This window comes from Nannocystis pusilla (assembly GCF_026626665.1).
Taxonomy (GTDB): Bacteria; Myxococcota_A; Polyangia; order Nannocystales; family Nannocystaceae; genus Nannocystis; species Nannocystis pusilla.
This window is the reverse complement of sequence record NZ_JAPNKE010000002.1, coordinates 8425817-8446020: the sequence shown is the minus strand read 5'-3', so window position 1 is coordinate 8446020 and position 20204 is coordinate 8425817. Positions and strand designations below refer to the sequence as shown.

The window sequence follows — 20204 nt, the reverse complement described above, 5'->3', positions numbered from 1 at the left end:
ACATGCCCATAAATCAACCTCGGCGCGCCGCCGCCACCATCGCCGCGGTGATCGGCTCGGGCGGCGTCGCCAGCAGCTCCGTCAGCGCCCCGCTGGCCACCACACGTCCGCGGTCCAGCACGATCGCCCGCGGGCAGCAGCGGACCACCCGCGCCAGGTCGTGCGACACCAGCACCAGCGCGACTCGCTCGGCCGCGCAGCGCGTCACCAGCAGCTCGACGAGCTCCGCCTGGCTCACGCAGTCGAGCGAGGCCATCGGCTCGTCCGCCAGCAGCACCGCCGGTCGACACGCGAGCGCGAGCGCGAGGGCCACGCGCTGCGCTTGCCCGCCGCTCAACTCGTGTGGATAGCGCAGGGCAAACTCCTGTGACAGACCGACCTCCGCGAGGCGTTCGCGCGGACGGCTGTCCGTCGCGTGCAGCGCACAGACCTCGCGCAGCTGAGCGCCGACGGTGCGCATCGGGTCGAGGCTCGCGGCCGCGGCCTGGGGCACCAGCGCGAGCCCGCGGCCGCGCAGTCCCGCGAGCGCGCGTCGGTCGGCCAGCGGCACCCGGCGCTCGTCCCGGAGCAGCGTCCCGGTGACCTTCGCCTGCTCTGGCGCCAGCCCCAGGAGACAGCGCAGCACCAGGCTCTTGCCGGCCCCCGACGGCCCGAGGATGGCCAGCGCCTCGCCCTCGCCGATCGAGAAGGACACCGCTTCGAGCAGCGTTCGTCCGGCGATCGTGCAGCCGAGGTCGTCGACCCGCATCACGACCAGCGTAACGGCTGTCGCATGTGACAGCCAAGAAACGCGTGAGAATACAAGTCACGCCCCAGGGCGATGTCACAGAGATGGAACATTCGCGACATCGGGCTGCAAAGGCTGTTCGTCATAAACCCTCGCGTCCCGATGTTCCACGGCTTCGACCCCGCGACCCGCGATCAGGTGTTCGTACGCCGGAACAAGCGGGCGATCGTCCTGGCCCTGTTCGGCCATATGTTGGTGATCGGCACCTGGGCTTGGCGTGACCGCCTCAAAGAGCCCGAGGTCGCCGTCGTCCTCGAGCCCGAGATCAAGGATTTCGCCGTCGACGAGCAGCCCGAGCCCGAGGTGGAAGAAGAGCCGCCTCCGCCTCCGCCGCCCGACGTGCCGAAGCCCCAGCCGCAGGCCAAGCCCAAGCCCAAGCCCAAGCTCGAGCCGCCGAAGGTGATCCCCGAGGGTCCGCCGCCGGAGCAGGCCGCTCCGAGCAGCGACAAGAACTTCGGCGGAGGCGAGCCTGGCCAGGGCAACGGTCAGCCGAAGAAGGCCGACAAGCCGCCGCCGCCGAAGAAGCCGGACCCGCCGCCGAAGAAGCCCGACCCGCCGAAGAAGGTCGAGGAGCCGATCGATCCGACCAAGCCGGTCGATCGGCCCGAGCGGGCCAGCGTGCCGGCTCCGGACCCGGGCAACAAGATGCCCGACTACCCCGGCGAGCTGCGCGACGCCGGCATCGAGGGCGAGGTCGTGCTCAAGCTGCACGTCCACCGCGACGGCACCGTCAAGGGCGCCAAGATCTTGCGAGCCACCAACACGGCCTCCGGCGACGAAGAGAAGACGGGCGCCGAGAAGCTGTTCAAAGCCGCCGTCATCGGCGTCGTCAAGGGGTGGAAGTACACCCCGTCCAAGCTCGACGGCGAGCCGATCTCGGTTTGGATCATCGTCAACTTCCCCTTCAAGCTCACCGGCGGCGGATGACGCGCGCGCGCAGCAACACTGAGAGGACTTGAGTCATGGAGCTGTCACTGTTCGAGATCTGGGAAAGCATGAGCCTCCTCTCCCGCCTGGTGGCGATCTCGCTGCTGGGCATGGGTGTGGCCAGCTTCGCGGTCATCATCGAGCGCACCTGGGTCTTGCGCCGCACCGACCGTGAGTCGATGGAGTTCGCCAGCAAGTCGCGCTCGCAGTTCGCCGACGGCGACATCGCCGGCGTGCTCGAGCTGGCGCGCCGCTTCACCCGCAACCCGCTCGCGCGCCTGAGCGCGATCGGCGTGCAGACCTTCCAGGCCAACGAGCACAAGGACGGCGGCCCGTCGGCGGCCGCCGAGCTGACCCGCCGCGAGCTCGCGCGCAAGCTCGAGCTCTACAGCGCCGAGGGTCGGCGCGGCATGGGCATGCTGGCCTCGATCGGCTCGACCGCCCCGTTCATCGGCCTGTTCGGCACCGTCATCGGCATCATCGTCGCCTTCCAGGGCATCGCCTCTGCGGGCGGTGGTGGCATCGCGGCGGTCTCCGCCGGCATCGCCGAGGCGCTGATCGTCACCGCGGTCGGCCTCATCGTCGCCATCACCTCGGTGCTGTTCTTCAACTACCTGTCGGGCCGCTTCGACCGCCTCGACATGCAGATGCAGCACGCCGCCGGCGAGCTCATCGACTACCTGGAGGGCGCCCATGGGCATGGCGGTCGAGACCGGTAAACCCGGTAAAGGGCCGAAGCCCAGCATCAACGTCACCCCGCTGGTCGACGTCGTCCTCGTGCTGCTGATCATCTTCATGCTCATCATCCCGAACATGCAGGATGACAAGCCGATCGAGCTCATCAACGTCATGTTCCCGGACAAGGACGCCGACAGCAAGGAAGAGCCGCTCGTCGTCACGATCGACCGCAACGAGGTCTACACGCTCGAGGAGCAGGACATGGCCCGCGAGCAGGCGATCGCCGTGCTGAAGGGCGTGTACGCCAAGAGCCCCAAGCGCAAGGTCTTGCTGCGCGGCGACGCCAAGGTCCCGTACAAGGCCGTCCGCACCTTCTTCAAGGACGTGCAGGACCTCGGCTTCGGCGGCGTCTCGCTGGCCGTCGGCGCCCAGCGCAAGTGGGACGGCGGCGGGGAGGTGGACTGACCATGGGAGCCAGCCTCAACACCGGCTTCAAGAAGGCCAAGGTCCAGCCCGAGATGAACGTCACCCCGCTGGTCGACGTCGTCCTCGTGCTGCTCATCATCTTCATGGTCCTCGCGCCCGTGATGGCCAAGAGCTTCTGGGTCCGCCTGCCGCCCAAGGACGACAAGGAAGAGCAGCTCGACCAGGCCAACGACCCTGACAAGCCGCTCGTGCTCAGCGTCGCCGCCGACGGCAAGACCGCGATCAACAAGATCGAGGTCGACCGCGCCGAGCTGACCGACAAGCTCACGCGCATGTTCAACGCGCGCCCCGACAACTCCCTGTACCTCGACGCCGCCGACGACACCGAGTACGGCATGGTGCTCGGCGCCGTCGACCTCGCCCGCGGCGCGCAGGCGTTCCCGATCGTCATCCTCACCTCGAAGCCCGAGTGAAGCCGCCGTGACTTCTTGGTGACACCACAGCCGCCCCCTTGGGCGGCTGTTTCGTTTCCAGTACAACCCCCGCGCGGCCGACCGGGCCGCATCAACAATCGAGATCTGGATCGCCATGTTCTTGCGACATTGCAAGAGCCCGGCCCTGCTGTCGCTACTGGCAGCGGTCGGCGCTGGAGTCTGTGCGCGTACCGTTCGAGCCGAGGGTCCCCGTGATTACGAGGGCCCGACCGGCTTCGACGAAGATGGCACCGTGATCGAGCAACCCGCCCCGGGCCAGCAACCGCCCGCGGACGGCGAGCAACCTGCCCAGGAGCAGCCCCTCGAACAGCCGGCGGAGCAACCCGCCGAGCAGCCGGCCGAGCAGCCCGCCAAGGCGCCGCCCGCCGAGGAGGAAGAGGAGGGCGGCTGCGCCGAGGACGACGGCTTCTGCGTCGAGGACCTGACCAACGACGCCGAGGCGCTCAAGAAGGAGATGGCGCCGAAGAAGCAGGTCAAGGTCGCCGGCGACGCCGGCACGATCAAGGGCCGCGTCCTCGACGCCACCAGCGGCTCGCCGCTCATCGGCGTCGGCGTCGCGGTGGTCGGCACCGACTACAAGACCAAGACAGACATCAACGGCGAGTACGAGCTGTCCGTCCCGCCCGGCACCTACCAGGTGCGGATCTCCTACGACGCCTACGAGGGCATGACGATCAGCGGCGTCGCCGTCGCCAAGGACGGGACCGAGTCGTTGAGCCGCGAGCTCAAGCCGATCGCCGGCATGACCCAGACCGTGGTGGTCAAGGCCGAGATCAACAAGGAGAGCGCCGCCGGCAAGCTGGTCGAGCGCAAGAAGGCCGCGAGCGCGCGCGACGTCATGAGCCGCGACGACATCCGCAAGTCGGGCGGCGGCTCGGCCTCCGCGGTCGCGCGCCGGATCGTCGGCACCACCGTCGTCGGCGACCGCTTCATCTTCGTCCGCGGCCTCGGCCACCGCTACGGCAACACCCTCCTCGACGGCGCCCGCCTGCCGAGCCCCGACCCCAACCTGCGCACCGTCCCGCTCGACATCATCCCCTCGGGCGCGCTGTCGGCGATCAACGTCCAGAAGACCGCCACCCCCGACGTCCCGGCCGACTTCGCCGGCGCCTCGGTCCAGCTCGAGACGCGCGAGACCCCCGACAAGCTGTACTTCGCGGTCGACGCCCGCGTCGGCGCCAACACTGCCACCACCTTCCGCGACGCCAACACCGGCAACCACTTCGCCGGCGACAACGCCACCTTCGGCAACCTCGGACGTGGCCTTTCGGACAGCTTCGACACCGCGCGGCCGATCCGCCCGACCGAGATCGAGGGCGGCAAGCCGGTCTACTCGGCCGAGCAGCTCGAGCGGTTCGGCGAGGGCCTGCCGTCGACGCAGACCGCGATCGGCACCAAGACCGCGATGCCGAACTTCGGCGCCGGCGTGCAGCTCGGCAACACCTTCAAGCCGTGGGGCACGCGGCTCGGCTTCCTCACCGCGCTGCAGTACTCGAACGTCCACCAGACGCTGCGCGAGACCCACCGGATCTACAGCGTCACCGGCGACCAGAACAGCGGCTACACCCTCGACACCGACCAGCCCACCGTGCGCTGGGACGGCGTCAAGACGACCCAGAACGTCCAGGGCTCGGCGCTCGCGCTCATCAAGTGGAACTTCGACAAGAACCACCGGCTCGAGCTCACCGCCGTCTACACCCGCGACGCCGACAACGAGTCGCGCGCGCTCACCGGCAACGCGCGCAACACCAGCGCCACCGAGAACACCACCAGCCTCAACACCCGCCTGCGCTACATCATGCGCTCGGTGGTGTTCACCCGCCTGGGCGGTCGTCACACCTTCGACGGCGCCAAGGGCCTGACGCTCGACTGGTTCGGCAGCTACGCCCAGGCGCGCCAGGACGACCCGTTGCTGCGCGAGATGTTCTTCAACAACATCGGCGGCGACTACCAGGTCGCGCCGAACGAGGCCGGCAAGTTCCAGTTCTTCAAGCTGCGCGACAACACCGGCACCGGCGCGCTCAACCTGACCATGCCGTTCAAGCAGTGGCGCGGCCTCGACGCCCGCGTCAAGGCCGGCGGGTGGGTCGAGGCGCGGCAGCGGCAGTTCGACGCTCGCACCCTCGACCTCGAGCCGCGCGGCTGGACCGGCGCGCTGCCCTCGGGCTCCGGCAACATCTTCACCAAGGACACCATCGGCGGCGGCGTGCCGATGAACCAGGGCGGCAGCGAGCCGTTCGTGATAAGCGAGATCACCCGCCCCGGCGGCCAGGACGGCTACAAGGGCTCGCAGCAGATCTACGCCGGCTACGCCATGCTCGACCTGCCGTTCACGCGGTGGTTCCGGCTCGTCGGCGGCGCCCGCTTCGAGGCCAGCAACATCAACGTCTCGCCGTACAGCCCGTACAGCCCGAACGCCGACCCGGCCTACCGCGCCGCGCTGCGCGACCGCCAGGTCCTGCCCTCGGGCAGCCTGATCTTCTCGCCGCGCAGCGACATGAACATCCGCCTCGCCGGCGCCGAGACGGTCGCCCGCCCGGAGATGCGCGAGCTGTCGAAGTTCCTGTTCGTCGACTTCGCCGGCGGCTTCGGCGTGCAGGGCAACCCGGACCTCAAGAGCACCAAGATCTGGAACGCCGACCTGCGGTGGGAGTGGTTCCCGAGCGCCAACGAGGTCATCGCCGCCAGCGTCTTCTACAAGTACTTCGACAGCCCGATCGAGCGCGTCATCGCCACCTTCCCGCGCGTTCAGACCTTCCGCAACGCGACCCTGGCGCAGAACGTCGGCGTCGAGCTCGAGCTGCGCAAGAACCTGTCGTTCATCCACCGCGACGCCCGCGACTTCTCGATCGGGGCCAACTTCGCCTACGTCCACTCGCGCGTCGAGATCCCCGCGCCCGTGCCCGGCGACCCGCTCAACGCCCTCACCTCGACCAGTCGTCCGCTCGAGGGCCAGTCGCCGTTCGTGGTCAACGCCTACTTCGCCTACGACAACGACAAGTCGGGCACCAACGTGCGCCTGCTCTACAACACCTTCGGCCGCCGGATCGCGTTCGTCGGCGCCAACCGCCTGCCCGACGTCTACGAGAAGCCGATCCACACCCTCGACTTCGCGATGTCGCAGCGGGTGCACAAGGGCCTGAGCCTCAGCTTCATGGCGCTCAACATGCTCAACTGGCGTCAGACCTACGTGCAGGGCCCGCTGGACAGCGTGTTCTATCAGACCCGCAAGGGCGTCTCCTTCATCCTCGGCCTCAGCTACAGCATGTGACGGTGAAAGGGCGCGATAATGTCGCGTTCGCGTCACCGACCCGTGGGACCGGCGTCACGGGCTTCTTTAAGGATACCGCCGCGACCTCTCCGACTCCGACGAAGGCTCTCCCCGTGATGACGACCAAGAAGATTCTCCCGATGTTCGCGGCCGCCGTGGCGCTGCCGCTGGTGTTCGCCCAGGGCTGCGGCGACGACGGCATGCAGACCTCGGACACCGCCGACACCAACGACACCGCCTCCGGCGAGGAGGAGTGCGACAGCGAGATCGAGGGCACCATCGAGTCCGACACCACGTGGACCTGCGGTCACACCCTCAGCGGCGTCGTCACCGTCAAGAACGGCGCCAAGCTCACGGTCGACCCCGGCGTCACGATCAAGGGCCTCAACGGCTCGGCGCTCGTCATCTCCAAGGGCTCGCAGCTGATCGCCGAGGGCACCAAGGAGCAGCCGATCGTGTTCACCTCGGCCCTGGCCGAGGGCAGCCGCGCGCGCGGTGACTGGGGCGGCATCGTCCTCCTCGGCGACGCCAAGAACAACCTCCAGACCGGCTCCGGCATCGCCGAGGGCCTCGACGCCGGCAACCCCGACTACGCCTACGGCGGCGGCGAGGACGCCTACTCGTGCGGCTCGCTCAAGTGGGTCCGCGTCGAGTACGTCGGCTTCGAGCTGACGAAGGACAACGAGCTCAACGGCGTCACCTTCTACTCGTGCGGCTCCGGCACCAAGGTGGACTACCTGCAGGTCCACATGGGCAAGGACGACGGCATCGAGATGTTCGGCGGCACCTGGAGCGGCAAGCACATCGTCGTCTCCGGCGCCCAGGACGACTCGGTCGACTGCGACCAGGGCTACACGGGCTCGCTGCAGCACGTCGCGATCATCCAGGACCCGGCCGCCGGCAACTACGGGTTCGAGCTGTCGAACCAGGCCGACAACCTCGACGCCGAGCCGCGCACCAAGCCGAAGTTCGTCAACGTCACCGCGATCGGCACCGCCGCGGGCGGCGAGATCGAGACCCAGAGCGCCGGCGTCCGCCTCAAGGAGGGCGTCGCGGCCGAGTTCTACAACGCGATCTTCACCGGCTTCCACAACGCCGCGATCGAGCTGACCGAGGGCGCGACCGAGACCGTCGCCACCGCCGGCGGGATCGTGTTCAAGAACAACCTGTTCTTCAACAACTCGGCGGTCGACGACGGCGCGACCCCGTACGTGGTCGGCGAGGGCTCGACGTTCGACCTCAAGGCGTTCATCGAGGATCCGGCCAACAACAACCTGATCGACAGCGACCCGCAGCTCACCGGCCTCGACTTCACCGCGCCGAACTTCGCCCCGGCGGACGGCTCGCCGGTCCGCGGCGCCGGTGCGGCCCCGGCCGGCTTCGACGCCGCCGACTACATCGGCGCCGTGGGCAGCGTCGAGGCCGACTGGACCCTCGACTGGACCACCTGGGCCGCGAACTAGTCAGGATCGCCGTGCTCCGCGTCGCCGCCACGCTCGCGCTCTGCCTGTCCTTCGGGGCATGTGAGGCGCCGCCCGTCGGCGACGCGAGCCCGACCGCGCCCGCAGAGCCGCACGTCGGCGACGAGCCGCTCGCGGGCGGTCTGCCCAGCGTCGAGGCGCTCGGCGAGGCGGTGGTGGCCGGCCTCGTCGACGGCGACGCCGCGGCCCTCGCCGCGCTGACGGTGAGCCACGACGAGTACACCGGCCGCCTGTTCCCCGCGATCGCCAACCACCCGGCCGCCGAGGCGATGGGCCGCGAGCTGCTGTGGGACATGCACGCCCGCCAGAGCGCCGACGACCTCCAGCGCGCGCTCGACCACCACGGCGGCGCCGCGCTCGAGTTCGTCCGCTTCGAACCACGCCAGACCGTCCGCCGGGCCGGCATCGTGTTCCACGAGCGCCCGCACCTCGTCGTCCGCGGCGAGGACGGCGCCGAGCGCCGCCTGCAGATCCTCGCCTCGCTCGTCGAGCACGAATCCACGCAGACCTTCAAGCTCCTCGGCTTCCGCGATCACGACTGAGTCACGACGTTGTCGCGAGCCTGTGGGGCCGCCCCGCAGCGCACCTGTTAGGAAGAAACCATGCCCGCCACGATCCTCATCGTCGACGATGAGCGCGACCTGCTCGACTCGCTGCGCTTCAGCCTCGAGCGCGAGGGCTTCTGCGCCCTCACCGCCCAGAACGGCAGCTCCGCCCTGTCGCTCATGGGCCAGAGCCCGCCGCCGGACCTGGTCCTGCTCGACTGGATGCTGCCCGACATGGCCGGCACCGAGGTCTGTCGCAACATCCGGATGACCGAACGGACACGTGGCACGCCGGTCATCATGATCACCGCGCGCAGCGAGGAGATCGATCGGGTGGTCGGCTTCGAGCTCGGGGCCGACGACTACGTGACGAAGCCGTTCAGCGTGCGCGAGCTGCTGCTGCGGGTGAAGGCGATCCTGCGCCGCCGCACCGCCGACGACCACGCGACGGAGGAGCAGCACTACGAGCTCCTGCGCGTCGACCACGACGGCCACCAGGTGTGGGTGCAGAACAGCCGCGTGACCCTGACCGCGCTCGAGTTCCGCCTGCTGGCGACGCTGCTGGCCCGCCGCGGCCGCGTGCAGACCCGCGACACGCTGCTCAACGACGTGTGGGGCGTGCAGGTCGACGTCACGACCCGCACGGTCGACACCCACGTGCAGCGCCTGCGCAAGAAGCTCGGCGCCGCGGGGCAGTACATCGAGACGCTCCGCGGCGTCGGCTACCGCTTCCTGCTGCCCGAGCGCGAAGCGACGCACTGAAGCACGAGCGACGCCGTTCGGCGCGATCGAAGTCGACGGGTCGACGCGTTCATCCGCGGAAGTCGAGTCGATCGGCGAGGACGTGACTCGGCGCGAGCCGAGCCGACGCGCTCACCCACTGACGCCGTGGCTGCGAGCGAAGACCGGCGCAGTGAGTCCGCGTCATGAAGTCGCGTCGCGGCTCAGCTCGGGCGGAGCCCGCGGCGGAGGGCGTCGCGCAGCTCGCGTTCGAACCGCTGCGCCACCTCGGCGTGCGTGACCATGTCGAACCCGTGGAAGGCGCCCGGGTACACGTGCAGCTCGGTCGGCACGCCCGCCCGCAGGAGCCGCTGCGCGTACGCGACGTCTTCGGCGAGGAACAGGTCGAGCGCGCCCACTGCGATGTAGGTCGGCGGCAGCCTCGAGAGGTCGGCGGCGCGACCGGCCGCCGCGTATGGCGAGACGTCCTCGCCGCCAGGTTGGCCGCCGAGCAGGGCCTTCCAGCCGAAGTGGTTGTTGTCTCGCGTCCACACGAACTCGCCGACGAGCGGGTTCGGCTCGACCTCGACGCAGGTGCGATCGTCGAGCATCGGATACACGAGCAACTGGAACGCCACCGGCACCTCGCCGCGGTCGCGCGCCAGCAGCCCCAGCGCGGCCGCCAGCCCGCCGCCGGCGCTCTCGCCCCCGATGGCGATCCGCTTGCGATCGACGCCCAGCTCCTCGGCGTGCTCGTGCAGCCACTTCAGCGCCGCGTAGCAGTCCTCGACCGGGCCGGGGAACGAAGTCTCGGGCGCGAGGCGGTAGTCGACCGACACCACCACGCAGCCGAGCGCGCTCGCCAGCGCCTGGTTGCGCGCGGCGGCCATGTGCGGCGAGCCCATCACGTAACCGCCGCCGTGCATGTGCAAGTAGGCCGGCCCGAGCCCCAGTCGCCGCCGCGGCTCGTAGACGACCACGCGCACGTCCGGTGCCCCCTCGGGCCCGGGGACGAGCCGCTCCGATGCAGCCAGATCCGGCAACGGCTCGCTCGCAGGCGGCATGAGCGCGCGGATCTGCGTGAGCGCCTGCGGGCTCAGCTCGATCGACGGCAAAGCATTTAATAAAGGGGCCAGCTGCGGATCGACCAGGTGACGTGAAGACATGGACTCCCGTGCGGCCGCGGCAGCGACCGCGACGAGTCTGAAGGATGCGCGCACGAGGGTCCACCGAAGTCGAGGCGCGCCCGCGCGCGACGGCCGATCTTCATGATGTCCTTTAAAGCATGTCCTCATGGACATGCGAATAGATCGCCCGGCGGCACCCGACCCGGCATCTGCCGACCGATGGACGAACGGCGCGGAGGCGCGCGCCGTCGGGCCGTAAAAAGATTGTGCGAGCCCGGGAAGATCGCGGCCGCCCGGCGTTGTCGGAGGGAACACCCCGCCGAATTGCCAAGGAGGAGCGCCCCCGGCCGTCGACACGAGCGGCCATCTCTCTCGCCAGAAATTCAAGAGATAGGATGCGTTGCGCGAGCAGCCCGCGAGGGTCTCCTCGCCGTGAGCGCGACGAGTCACTCGTCGAGGTCTCTCGTCGCGTCGACGCTGTCGTCGTCGAGTCGACGCACCTGCGGTCGCGAGGCCGCGCATGTGAACGCGAGCACGCGCGGTCGCGGCCGCGTTTGCAAAAACTCGAGGTTGGTAGAGTGGGCCGCCGCGCGGGCGGCCGAGCGCGCCGAGTCGTGCGCAGGAGGATCGGAGCCATGAACCTAGCACTCGTCATCATCGCCGCCTGGTGGTCGGCCGTCCTCGCGCCGATCGAGCCGGCGAACCCGAAGGGTCAGGTGCCGATCTTGAACCCCAAGGTTCTGCGACCGGAGCAGGTCGACACCGGCAAGTTTCCCCAGGTCCCGCAGATCCTCAGTTCCCGCCGCAGTCCGAGCAGATCGACACCAGCAAGCTGCCCAAGGTCACGCAGGCGCCCAAGTTCGCGTTCAAGTCGGGCAGTTATTCCGCCGAGTCGATGAAGCTGCCCGAGGTGTTGCCGCTGGAGAAGTTCGAACACTGGCAGGGCGGGCCGAACTGGCCGTACCTCGAGAGCTCCGTCGTCGTCGTCACCGACCATGGGCAAGATCCGAACCGCTTCGTCGCCTTCCTCGTCGACCTCAAGGACCAGCGGATCGCGGCGATCCGCGACGGCGACATCCACAAGCACTTCGCCACGATCGGCCACATGACGCCGCTCGACGGCAAGTACCAGGAGGGCCTGCCGCAGACGATCATGGGCCTCGCGGGCAGCGGCGCGGTGATCATCTTGCGCCCGCCGGTGCCGCCCGGCCCGCCCGGATTTCCCGACGAGCTGGTGCGGAGGATCCTCGACACCGGCAACATCGCCGGCGTGGCCGGTCAGCTGATCCAGGGCAAGCTCGGCCGCGGTTGACCGTCGATCTGTCGCGTGGCATCGTCCGCCGTCGCCATCCATGGTCCCGCCGCCAGTCATCGATCCGCCGATCGACGCCGCGGCGGACTTCCATCGCGCCCTGCGGGAGCACGAGCACGCGCTGCGCGACCTCGCCTTGCGGCTGTGTCGCAACCCGGCCGACGCCGGCGACCTGCTGCAGGACACCTTCGAGCGGGCGCTGCAGCGACGCGCGCAGTTCCAGCCGGGGACCAACCTGCGCGCGTGGCTGTGCACGATGCTGCACCACCTCTTCCTCGACCGCTGTCGCGCGCGGGTGCGCGGGCCGACGCACGCCTCGCTCGACGAGGTCGCCTTGCCGGCGCCGGAGCCGGCGGCCGAGCCGGCCTGGGCGGCGCTGACCCGCGACGACGTCGTCGCCGCGGTCGAGCGGCTCGAGCCCGACTTTCGCCGCGTCTACCAGCTTCACAGCCTCGAGGGCGTGCCGTATCAAGAGATCGCCGCGCGCCTCGGGATCCCCAAGGCCACCGTCGGCACTCGCCTCGCAAGGGCCCGCCGCAAGCTCCGTGACCTGCTGCTGCCGGCCCGCGCCGCCGACGAGAGCCACCCATGACCCGCCGTTGCGACGACATCGACCGCTACTTCGACGGCGAGCTCGAGGGCGACGCGCGCGCGGCGTTCGAGGCCCACCTCGTCGAGTGCGCGGGCTGTCAGCAGGCGCTGCACGTGCTCATGCAGCTGCAGGTCGCGACCGGGCCCGAGGCCGCGCCGGCGGCTCCGGTGATCTCGCTGACCTCACGCAAGCGGCGGGGCTGGTGGGCCGCGGTGCCGCTGCTCGCCGCCGCCGCCGCGCTCGCCCTGTACTTGCGCGGGCCGGGCGGCGGGCCCGAGCTCGGGCATGTCCCCGAGGGCATGTCGCAAGAGCCAGATGCTAGGTCACTCACTCTGACGCCGACGCGCGGGGTCGAGGCGCGCCTCAGCTTCGCGCCGGCCGATGTCCACCGCGACTACGCCGTGCTGCGCGCCGGCGGTGCGGTCGCGGGCGAGCCGATCCCACTGAGCGAGCTCTCGCGGCTCGAGCAGGCCGGCGAGCTGCGCGGCCTGGCGGCAGCGCACGCGCTGCGCGGCGAGCTTGCCCAGGCCCAGGCCGTCTTGCTGCGGCTCGGCCCCTCGCCCGACCGCGACAGCGACCTCGCCGCGCTGGCCTTGATGCAGGGCCAGGCCGAGCCGGCGCTCGCGCTCGCCGACGCCGCGCTGGCGGCCGCGCCCGAGCACCTGCAGGCGCGCTGGAACCGGGCCCTGGCGCTGCGCGAGCTGGGCCTGCCGCGCCTGGCCGCCGACGCGCTCGAGCAGCTCGCGGCCGTCGATACCCCCGCGTGGGGCGCCGAGGCGCGGGCCCAGGCCGCCGCGCTGCGGCGTTCGCCGGCCGCGCGCGAGCAGCTGTTCGCCGACGTGCAGGCGGCCGGGGCGGCGCTGGTCGAGCGCGGCGAGCCGATCGCCGAGGCCACGATCGCCGCCGCGCCGTCGCTGGTGCGCCTCTACTTCTACGACGCGGTGCGCGCCGCTCCCACGCCGGCGCGGGTGCTCGCGCTGGCGCCGCTGGCCGAGCGGCTCGATCGCCTCGCCGGAGGACATGTCCTTGGGGACATGCTGCAAAAGACAGCGAAGGCCCCGTTCGCCCGGCGCGGCCCGCTGGCCGCGGCGTACGCCGAGCTCGCGCTCGGGCGCGGCGGCGACGGGGCCGACCTGGCCGCGCGGGCGCGGGCCGCCGGGCAGAACGACATCGCTCTCGGCGCCCTGGTCCACGCCGGCCGCGCGCGCGCCGATCTCGAGCGCTTTACCAAGCTGGCCGAAAGTACAGGCGACCCGTGGCTGCGGATGCTCGCCGCCCAGGAGCGGGCCGCCGCGCAGGTCGACGCCGGCGAGTACGCGGCGGCCGAGGCGACGCTGACCGCAGCGCGGGCGCTGTGCGGGCCTGGCCTCGGCTACCGCTGCGCGCGGCTCGAGCTGGCCCACGCCGAGCTGCTGGCGCTGATGCACCGCCTCACCGAGGCCGCGGCGCCGCTCGACGCCGGCGCCTTGCGAGTGCTCCAGGATCGACACTGGGGCGCCGAGACGACCTTCCTGCAGCTGCGCGCCGAGGTGGCCCGCCTGCGTGGTGCCTTCGGCCTGGCGCGGGCGATCACCGGCGAGACCCTGCTGCGCCTGCCTGACGCACCCGCGGCTCGCTGCCGGGCCGAGCGCCACGCGCGGGATGTGCTCGCCGGCCTCTCGATCGTCGCGCTCGACGTCGCGGGGGCGCGGCGCGAGCTTCAGGCCGCGTCCGACTGCGAGCTGCCGCCGTCGCTGCCGCGGCTGTTCGTCGAGGCCGACCTGGCGCGGATGAGCGGCGACCGAGGCGACCTCGACGCGGTGCTTGCCGGGCTGCCGGCGCTGCGGGCCGCCGGCCTGAGCCCCGGCGAGGCCGCGCTCGCGGCTCACATCGAGGGCCGGGCGCGCATCGCCGGCGAGCCCGAGGTCGGCCGCGCCCTGCTGCGCGAGGCGATCGCTGCTGCCCGCGAGCTGCCGCGCAGTGACCCGCACGCGCTCAAGGCGATGTCGTTCAGCTACGCCTCGCTCGTGCTCGACGCGGCGGCCCGGGGCGATCACGCGGCAGCGCTCGGCCTGCTCGCCGAGGAGGTCGGTGCGCCGGCGCCGACCTCCTGCGCGCTCGGCCTCGCCGTCGATCACGAGCGCAGCTACAGCGTCGCGCTCGGACAGGCCGGCCCCGCGCTCGGTGGCCTCGTCACCCGCACCGCGCCTGTCGCCGCCGACGAGTCGCTGGTGCCCGCCGACGCGATCGCGGCGGTGCGCGCCTGCCCCGAGGTCGCGGTGTTCGCCCGCCCGCCGCTCTCCGGCCGCCCGGGCCTGCTGCCGCCGGAGATCGCGTGGTCGTACCGCGTCGGCCACCAGTCCCTCGGGACAGTTTCAAAGGACATGTCCCATCGGACATTCGACTGGTCGTCGCCGATGCATCCACCCCGCCCGCGCTCGGCCTGCCGCGCCTGTCCCCGTGGACAGGTGCGAGCGACGCCACCACGCGGCTGCTGAGCGGCCCCGAGGCGACGCCGACGCGGGTGCTGCAGGCCTTGCCGGCGGCGGGGGAGATCGAGTTCCACGTCCACGGCCTGGTCGACCTCGCGGTCTCGGACGCTTCGTTCCTGGCGCTGACACCCGAGGCCGACGGCCGCCACACCCTGACGGCCGGGCAGATCCGCGGCGTCGCCCTGCCGGCCCGTCCGGTCGTGATCCTCGGGGCCTGCCACGCCGGTCAGGTCGCGCCGTACCTGCACGAGGCGTGGAGCCTGCCGAGCGCCTTCCTCGAGGCCGGCGCGCGGGTCGTCATCGCCTCGCCGGCGCCGGTCGAGGACCGCGAGGCCGGCCCGTTCTTCGACGCAGTGCGCGCGCGGATCCGCCGAGGCGCGTCGCCGGCCGTCGCGGTGCGTGACGAGCGGCTCCTCCGCGGCGGCGCCGACTGGGCCGCCCACGTGCTCGTGTTCGAGTAGTGCTACCGTGGCGCGTATGTTCGACCCTGCCGCGTGGCTGCAAGCGTCCCGGCCGCTGGCCCAGGTCAACCTCGTCGTCCCGCTGTGGCTCGGGCAGGCGCTCGCTTTCGCCTACACCGGCGCGTTCTCGCTGGGCACCCTGTACGCCGCGCACATGTTCGCCGCGCTGCTGCTGCTGGTGATCGTGTTCAGCAACGACTACGCCGACCGCGACACCGACGCCGCCAACACCACCTACAACGAGTTCTCCGGCGGCTCGCGGGTGCTGCCCGACGGCCGCCTGCGCCCGGGCGAGCTGCGCGACGCGGCCTGGCTGGCGCTGGTCGGTCTGCTCGGGCTCTCGCTCTACCTGGCCCTCGGGACAGGCCGCCCGTGGACCCCGCTGTTCGTGGCCGCGGCCGCGTTGCTGGTGTGGATCTACAACTTCCCGCCGCTGCGCCTGTCGTACCGCGGCGGCGGCGAGGTCGTGCAGGGCCTCGGCACCGGCGTCGTGCTGCCGCTGTTCGGCTTCTACGTCCAGGCCGGCTCGCTCGCGGCGTTCCCGTGGCTGGCGCTGGCGCCGCTGTTCCTGATCGGCGTGGTCGGCCACATCCTCACTTCGCTTCCGGATGTCCCTTCGGACAGGTCGTCGGGCAAGCGCAGCTACGCGGTGCGCCGCGGGCAGTGGGCGGCCCGGCGCCACAGCCTCGAGCTGCTGGTGATGGCCGCGCTGATGGGCGGCCTCGTCGTGCCCGGCCTCGGCGTCGTCGGCGTCGCCATGCTGGCGGTCCCGACCCTGGCGCTGGTGGTCCGCAGCGTCGCCCTGCTCGGCAGCGCCGACGCCGAGCAGCGCGACGAGTGCCGCCGCTTCATCCTCCTCGTCGCCGGCGCCGGCCACCTGCAGTGCGTGCTGTGGAGCCTCGCGCTGGCGGTGGTCGGCCTGCTGCGGCCGTGAGCAGCGGCGGGGCCGCGAGCTCGCGGGCGCATCGTCGGGGACACGCGCACCTGCCATGTCCCGCGAGACGAGCGACTTCGACTTGCGAGCCCGGGGCGCATCGTCGGGGACATGCGCCCCGCCATGTCCTGCGAGACAGGCGACTCCGACTTGCGAGCCCGGGGCGCATCGTCGGGGACACGCGCACCTGCCATGTCCTGCGAGACAGGTGACGTCGACCCGATATTTATATGTCTCAAAGAACATGGCGAATAGAGCATGTCCTTAAAGACAGCATAGAAGCCTCACGGGCACGGCGGCGTCAGCAGCCCCAGCGCCTTGAGCCGCTTGTGATTCGCGGGCGACGGGGCGCCCGAGCGGCGGCGGAGCTGCTCCGCGAGGCAGGCCGACTCGCGCGCGCGGCTGCGGTCGCCGCCGGTGCGGACCAGCGCGATCGCCAGAGTCTCGTGCAGCTCGGCGGCCGGCTCGAGGTCGGGGTGGGCGTCCGCCAGCAGCGCCAGCGCTCGCTCCGCCAGCGCCAGCGCCTCCGCCGGTTCGCGCTCGCGCAGCAGGTCGGCGAGGGCCAGCAGCGATTCGAACCGGCGCGGGTCGTCCGGCGCCAGCGTCGTGTCCTGCAGGGCGATCGCCTGGCGCGCGTGCTGCTCCGCCGCCGCGGCGTCGCCGAGGTCGCTCTCGAGCACCGCGATCGTCGTGTCGAGGTCGGCCAGGTAGACGTGCGACTCGCCGACGCGCTCGGACAGCCGCTTGCGCACGCGCGACACCAGCGCCAGCGCCTCCTGGGCCCGGCCGAGCCGGCGCAGCAGCACCGCGTAGTTCTGCTGCACCATCGCCGCGCCGAGGTGGTCGGGCGCGCGGCGCAGCTCGATCACCTTCAGCGCCGCCAGGTAGTGGCGCTCGGACGCCGCGTAGTCGCCGAGGCTGTGGAACACCCCCGCCAGCAGCGCTTGCGTGAACATCGTCTCCGCGTGGTATGGCACCAGAGTGGTGCGCTGGATCTGCTCGCTGCGCTGCAGCAGGCGCAGCGCCTCCGCCTGGTGGCCGAGGGTGTGCAGCGCGCTGCCCAGGTTCATCAGCGTCACTGCCAGCTCCGGCGAATCGGGCCCGTACAGCTTCTCCTCGATCCGCGCCGTCTCGCGCAGGTAGCTCGCGGCGCGCGGCAATTGGTCGAGCTGCATCAACACTCCGGCGAGGTTGTTGTACGACTGGGCCACCACCACCGTGTCGCGGCCGACCGCGGCCAGCCGCAACGCCAGCGCCTCCTCCTCGGCCTCGGCCGCCTCCTGGTAGCGCCCGAGCAGCTCGAGCGACCCGCTGATGTTGTCGAGCGCGCCGGCGACGACGGGGTGGCGCGGGCCGAACATCTCGGTCCAGCGGGCCAGGGCGCGGCGGTTCATCGCCAGCGACGCCTCGCCGTCGCCGAGCTCGGTGTAGACGATGCCGAGCGCGTCCATCAGATACGGGCTGAGCGTCGAGCTGCGGCACTCGCGATCGGCCTCGCACGCCTCGAGCGCGGGGAACAGCAGGTCGTAGGCGCGGGCGTACTCGGTCGTGGCCGAGCGGAGGTAGTTGGCGCGGGCGAGCTGCAGCGACAGCCGATCGCGCAGCGTGCCCGAGCGCTCGACCTCGACCTCCGCCAGCCGCGACCACAGGTCCCACAGCGGCCGCAGGCGGTGGTCGTCGTTGAGGCGGTTCATCCGCGACAGGGCCGCGCGCCGGGCGACCGCGTCGTCGCCGACGCGACGGGCCGCCAGGTAGGCCTGTTCGAAATCTCGCGAGCGGCGGTGCGGCGCGAGTTGGCCACGTCGACGTACGCGCGGACCAGCGCGAGCTCGGGCGCCAGGTGCTGCGGCAGCGCCAGGCGCTCGACCTGCTGCAGCTCGCGGTCCGCCTCGCGTCCGCGGTCCGCGTGCGTCAGCGCCTCGATCCGCTCGAACCGCTGGCGCGCGCCCGCCTCCGCGATCGCCTCGGCCGCGGTCGCCGGCAGCGGGTGTTCCGCGCGCACGTAGCTGGGGTTTTCGCACGGCTCGATCGCCGGCAGGCCCTCGACCGCCTCGACCGCGCGCGTCAGCATCGGCGCCTCGGCCTCGCGCAGCAGCGCGACCGTCTCGGCCAGCGCGTGGCGGCGACCCTCGAGGCACGCCATGCGCAGCTCGAGCAGCTCGGGCGACTGCTCCTTGCGCACCGCGGTGTCCTCGCACGCGTCGCGGTGGGCCGCCGCCCACGCCGCGGCGTAGGCGTCGAGGCGCACGCCGACCCGCGCCCCGAGGTCGCGGGCGTAGGGCAGGCCGGTCGCTGCCAGCGCCGCGGCGAGGCTGTCCTTTTGGACCTGTCCCCAAACACTCGTTATTTTCGCCGCCCCGTCGACGCACAGCTCGGCGCGGCCGACCACCGCGTTGCGCACGCCGAGGCCGGTCAGCGCGGTCAGGCACAGCAGCACCGCGGCTCCGAGCAGGCGGACGCGGGCGCGCTCGGGGTCGCGGCCGATCGCCGCCAGCAGCGCCTCCATCGACGGGAACCGCCGCGCCGGGTCCGGGTCGAGGCCGCGGACCAGCGCCGCGTGCAGCCACGCCGGCGCGCGGCGGCCCGGCGGCGGCGGCGTCACCTGGCCCTCGCAGATCGCCATGGCCAGCGCTTGCAAGGTCGCGCCCTGGAACGGACGCTGGCCGTAGAGCCCCTCCCACAGCGCGACGCAGAACGCGAACTGGTCCGAGCGCGCGTCGGCCGGAAGGCGCAGGTACAGCTCCGGGGCGATGTACGCCGGCGTGCCGACCACCGCCCCGGCGACGGTCAGCTGCGAGCCGAGCGTGTTGCGTGTGGTCGCGATCGCGTCGTGCTCTGTCGTCGTCGCCGCTTCGGGCTCGGGCGCGCGGGCCAGCCCGAAGTCGAGCACGCGCACGCGGCCGTCGTCGCCGACCATCGCGTTGTCGGGCTTGAAGTCGCGGTGGACCAGCCCGGCCGCGTGGGCGGCCGCGAGCCCGCGACCGGCCTGGATGAACACCCGCAGCACCTCGCGCCACGGCCGCGGGGCCGCCTCGAGCCACGCGCGCACGCTCGCCCTGGACGTACTCCATGGCCAAAAAGACATGGTCCAAGAAGCTACCGACCTCGTAGACCGCGACCACGTGCGGGTGCGACAGCCGGGCCAGCGCCTGGGCCTCGCGCAGCAGGCGGGCGTGGCCCTGCGTCGTCGCGTGGTCGGCCGCGCCGTGCAGCAGCTTGATGGCGACCTTGCGGTCGAGCTGCTCGTCGTAGGCCGCGTAGACGACCCCCATCCCGCCCGCGCCGAGCTCGCGGATGATCGTGAAGCGGCCGATCCGGCTCGGCTGCTCGCGCGGGCGCTCGCTCGCGGCCGGATCGGCGGCGAGGGTGGCCCCATCCGCGAGCGAGTACGCGGGGAGGGTGGCTGCGTCGCTCGAGGCCGGGGGCTGCGGCGCGGTCACGCCCGGCAGTTTGGCAAACTATCGCCGACGTGGGTGGCGCGGAGGCGCGCCTCAGCGCAGCAGGCCGCCGATCCGGCGACTCAGGCGCGCGCGTTCGAAATCGGCGCGCAGCGAGGATATCCCCACCGCGTAGATCGCCCAGAACACCAGGCCGACGCCGAAGCCCGCCAGAGTCGAGCCGAGGATCGGCGCCTCGGCCTGCATCTGTCGCAGCTCGCCGGCGGCCTTCTGCCAGTTCACGGCGATGAACGCCAGCAGCACCGTCAACGCCAGCGCCTTGAGCGCGGACAGGCCCGACAGGCGCGGCCTGGGGCCGAGGCCGCCGCGGTCGCCCTCGAGCAGTTGCATGAGCAACCCGAGCCACGACGACAGCATCGGCAGCACCAGCGCGCCCGCGATCCCGCCGAGCCCGGTCACGGCCAGGCGGAGGCGTTCGGTCGACAGTGGGATCTCGGCGGCGAGTTCGGGCGCCACGCGCGTGAGCCTACCGCAGAACGTGCGCGCGCGCGTCCTCGTCGGCGGCATACACTCGCCCCGT

Annotated in this window: 18 protein-coding genes and 1 pseudogene; 13 read left to right on the top strand and 6 right to left on the bottom strand. The window is 71.7% G+C overall.

The window, feature by feature from the left end:
• Positions 1-13 precede the first annotated feature (13 nt).
• Positions 14-748: an ABC transporter ATP-binding protein gene (locus OV079_RS37265; protein ID WP_267774358.1), complete on the bottom strand. Its 735-nt coding sequence runs from the start codon at positions 746-748 to the stop codon at positions 14-16.
• 141 nt (positions 749-889) lie between these two features.
• On the opposite strand from OV079_RS37265, the gene OV079_RS37260 reads away from it, so the two are divergent.
• The 8 genes from OV079_RS37260 (at position 890) to OV079_RS37225 (ending at position 9371) form a co-directional block, all read left to right on the top strand.
• Positions 890-1714, top strand: a complete 825-nt coding sequence (locus OV079_RS37260) for an energy transducer TonB (RefSeq protein WP_267774356.1) — start codon at positions 890-892, stop codon at positions 1712-1714.
• Between the two features lie 35 nt (positions 1715-1749).
• Positions 1750-2433, top strand: a complete 684-nt coding sequence (locus OV079_RS37255; protein ID WP_267774355.1) for a MotA/TolQ/ExbB proton channel family protein — start codon at positions 1750-1752, stop codon at positions 2431-2433.
• Entirely contained in the window at positions 2408-2857 is a 450-nt protein-coding gene (locus tag OV079_RS37250; RefSeq protein WP_267774354.1) for an ExbD/TolR family protein, read from the top strand. The genes OV079_RS37255 and OV079_RS37250 overlap by 26 nt, the downstream gene beginning before the upstream one ends.
• Before the next feature lie 2 nt (positions 2858-2859).
• A complete protein-coding gene (locus tag OV079_RS37245) occupies positions 2860-3291 on the top strand; it encodes an ExbD/TolR family protein (RefSeq protein ID WP_267774353.1) in 432 nt (143 codons plus the stop codon).
• Between the two features lie 253 nt (positions 3292-3544).
• On the top strand, positions 3545-6583 hold the full coding sequence (locus OV079_RS37240) for a TonB-dependent receptor (RefSeq protein ID WP_267774352.1): 3039 nt from the start codon (positions 3545-3547) through the stop codon (positions 6581-6583).
• Positions 6584-6699: 116 nt separating this feature from the next.
• On the top strand, positions 6700-8046 hold the full coding sequence (locus OV079_RS37235) for a hypothetical protein (protein ID WP_267774350.1): 1347 nt from the start codon (positions 6700-6702) through the stop codon (positions 8044-8046).
• A gap of 11 nt (positions 8047-8057) precedes the next feature.
• Positions 8058-8606 (top strand): hypothetical protein, encoded by a 549-nt coding sequence (locus tag OV079_RS37230; RefSeq protein ID WP_267774348.1) that lies wholly within the window; start codon positions 8058-8060, stop codon positions 8604-8606.
• A gap of 60 nt (positions 8607-8666) precedes the next feature.
• Positions 8667-9371 (top strand): response regulator, encoded by a 705-nt coding sequence (locus OV079_RS37225; protein ID WP_267706518.1) that lies wholly within the window; start codon positions 8667-8669, stop codon positions 9369-9371.
• A 182-nt stretch (positions 9372-9553) separates the two neighbouring features.
• On the opposite strand, the gene OV079_RS37220 is transcribed toward OV079_RS37225, so the two are convergent.
• Positions 9554-10495, bottom strand: coding sequence for an alpha/beta hydrolase (locus tag OV079_RS37220; RefSeq protein ID WP_267774346.1), 942 nt, complete (start codon positions 10493-10495; stop codon positions 9554-9556).
• A gap of 628 nt (positions 10496-11123) precedes the next feature.
• Here OV079_RS37220 and OV079_RS37215 point away from each other — a divergent pair.
• From OV079_RS37215 to OV079_RS37195, 5 genes are read left to right on the top strand one after another with little or no spacing between them, the layout of a single operon-like run.
• Complete coding sequence (locus tag OV079_RS37215; protein WP_267774344.1) at positions 11124-11768, top strand: hypothetical protein; 645 nt, start codon at positions 11124-11126, stop codon at positions 11766-11768.
• 40 nt (positions 11769-11808) lie between these two features.
• Complete coding sequence (locus OV079_RS37210) at positions 11809-12360, top strand: RNA polymerase sigma factor (protein ID WP_267774343.1); 552 nt, start codon at positions 11809-11811, stop codon at positions 12358-12360.
• Positions 12357-14837 carry a zf-HC2 domain-containing protein gene (locus OV079_RS37205; RefSeq protein WP_267774341.1) on the top strand — a complete coding sequence of 827 codons (2481 nt, stop codon included), beginning with the start codon at positions 12357-12359 and terminating at the stop codon, positions 14835-14837. The genes OV079_RS37210 and OV079_RS37205 overlap by 4 nt, the downstream gene beginning before the upstream one ends.
• Entirely contained in the window at positions 14738-15292 is a 555-nt protein-coding gene (locus OV079_RS37200) for a CHAT domain-containing protein (protein ID WP_338089123.1), read from the top strand. The genes OV079_RS37205 and OV079_RS37200 overlap by 100 nt, the downstream gene beginning before the upstream one ends.
• Before the next feature lie 16 nt (positions 15293-15308).
• Positions 15309-16226 (top strand): prenyltransferase, encoded by a 918-nt coding sequence (locus tag OV079_RS37195; protein ID WP_267774338.1) that lies wholly within the window; start codon positions 15309-15311, stop codon positions 16224-16226.
• 284 nt (positions 16227-16510) lie between these two features.
• On the opposite strand, the gene OV079_RS37190 is transcribed toward OV079_RS37195, so the two are convergent.
• The 4 genes and pseudogenes from OV079_RS37190 to OV079_RS37180 form a co-directional block, all read right to left on the bottom strand.
• Positions 16511-17920 carry a tetratricopeptide repeat-containing protein gene (locus OV079_RS37190; RefSeq protein WP_267774336.1) on the bottom strand — a complete coding sequence of 470 codons (1410 nt, stop codon included), beginning with the start codon at positions 17918-17920 and terminating at the stop codon, positions 16511-16513.
• Positions 17917-19311 (bottom strand): serine/threonine-protein kinase, encoded by a 1395-nt coding sequence (locus OV079_RS37185; RefSeq protein ID WP_267774335.1) that lies wholly within the window; start codon positions 19309-19311, stop codon positions 17917-17919. Before OV079_RS37185 ends, OV079_RS37190 begins: the two co-directional genes overlap by 4 nt.
• Positions 19312-19336: 25 nt before the next feature.
• Positions 19337-19498 (bottom strand): annotated as a pseudogene (locus OV079_RS59240) (serine/threonine protein kinase); the annotation flags it as partial.
• 219 nt (positions 19499-19717) lie between these two features.
• Positions 19718-20140, bottom strand: coding sequence for a hypothetical protein (locus OV079_RS37180; RefSeq protein WP_267706525.1), 423 nt, complete (start codon positions 20138-20140; stop codon positions 19718-19720).
• Positions 20141-20204 lie beyond the last annotated feature (64 nt).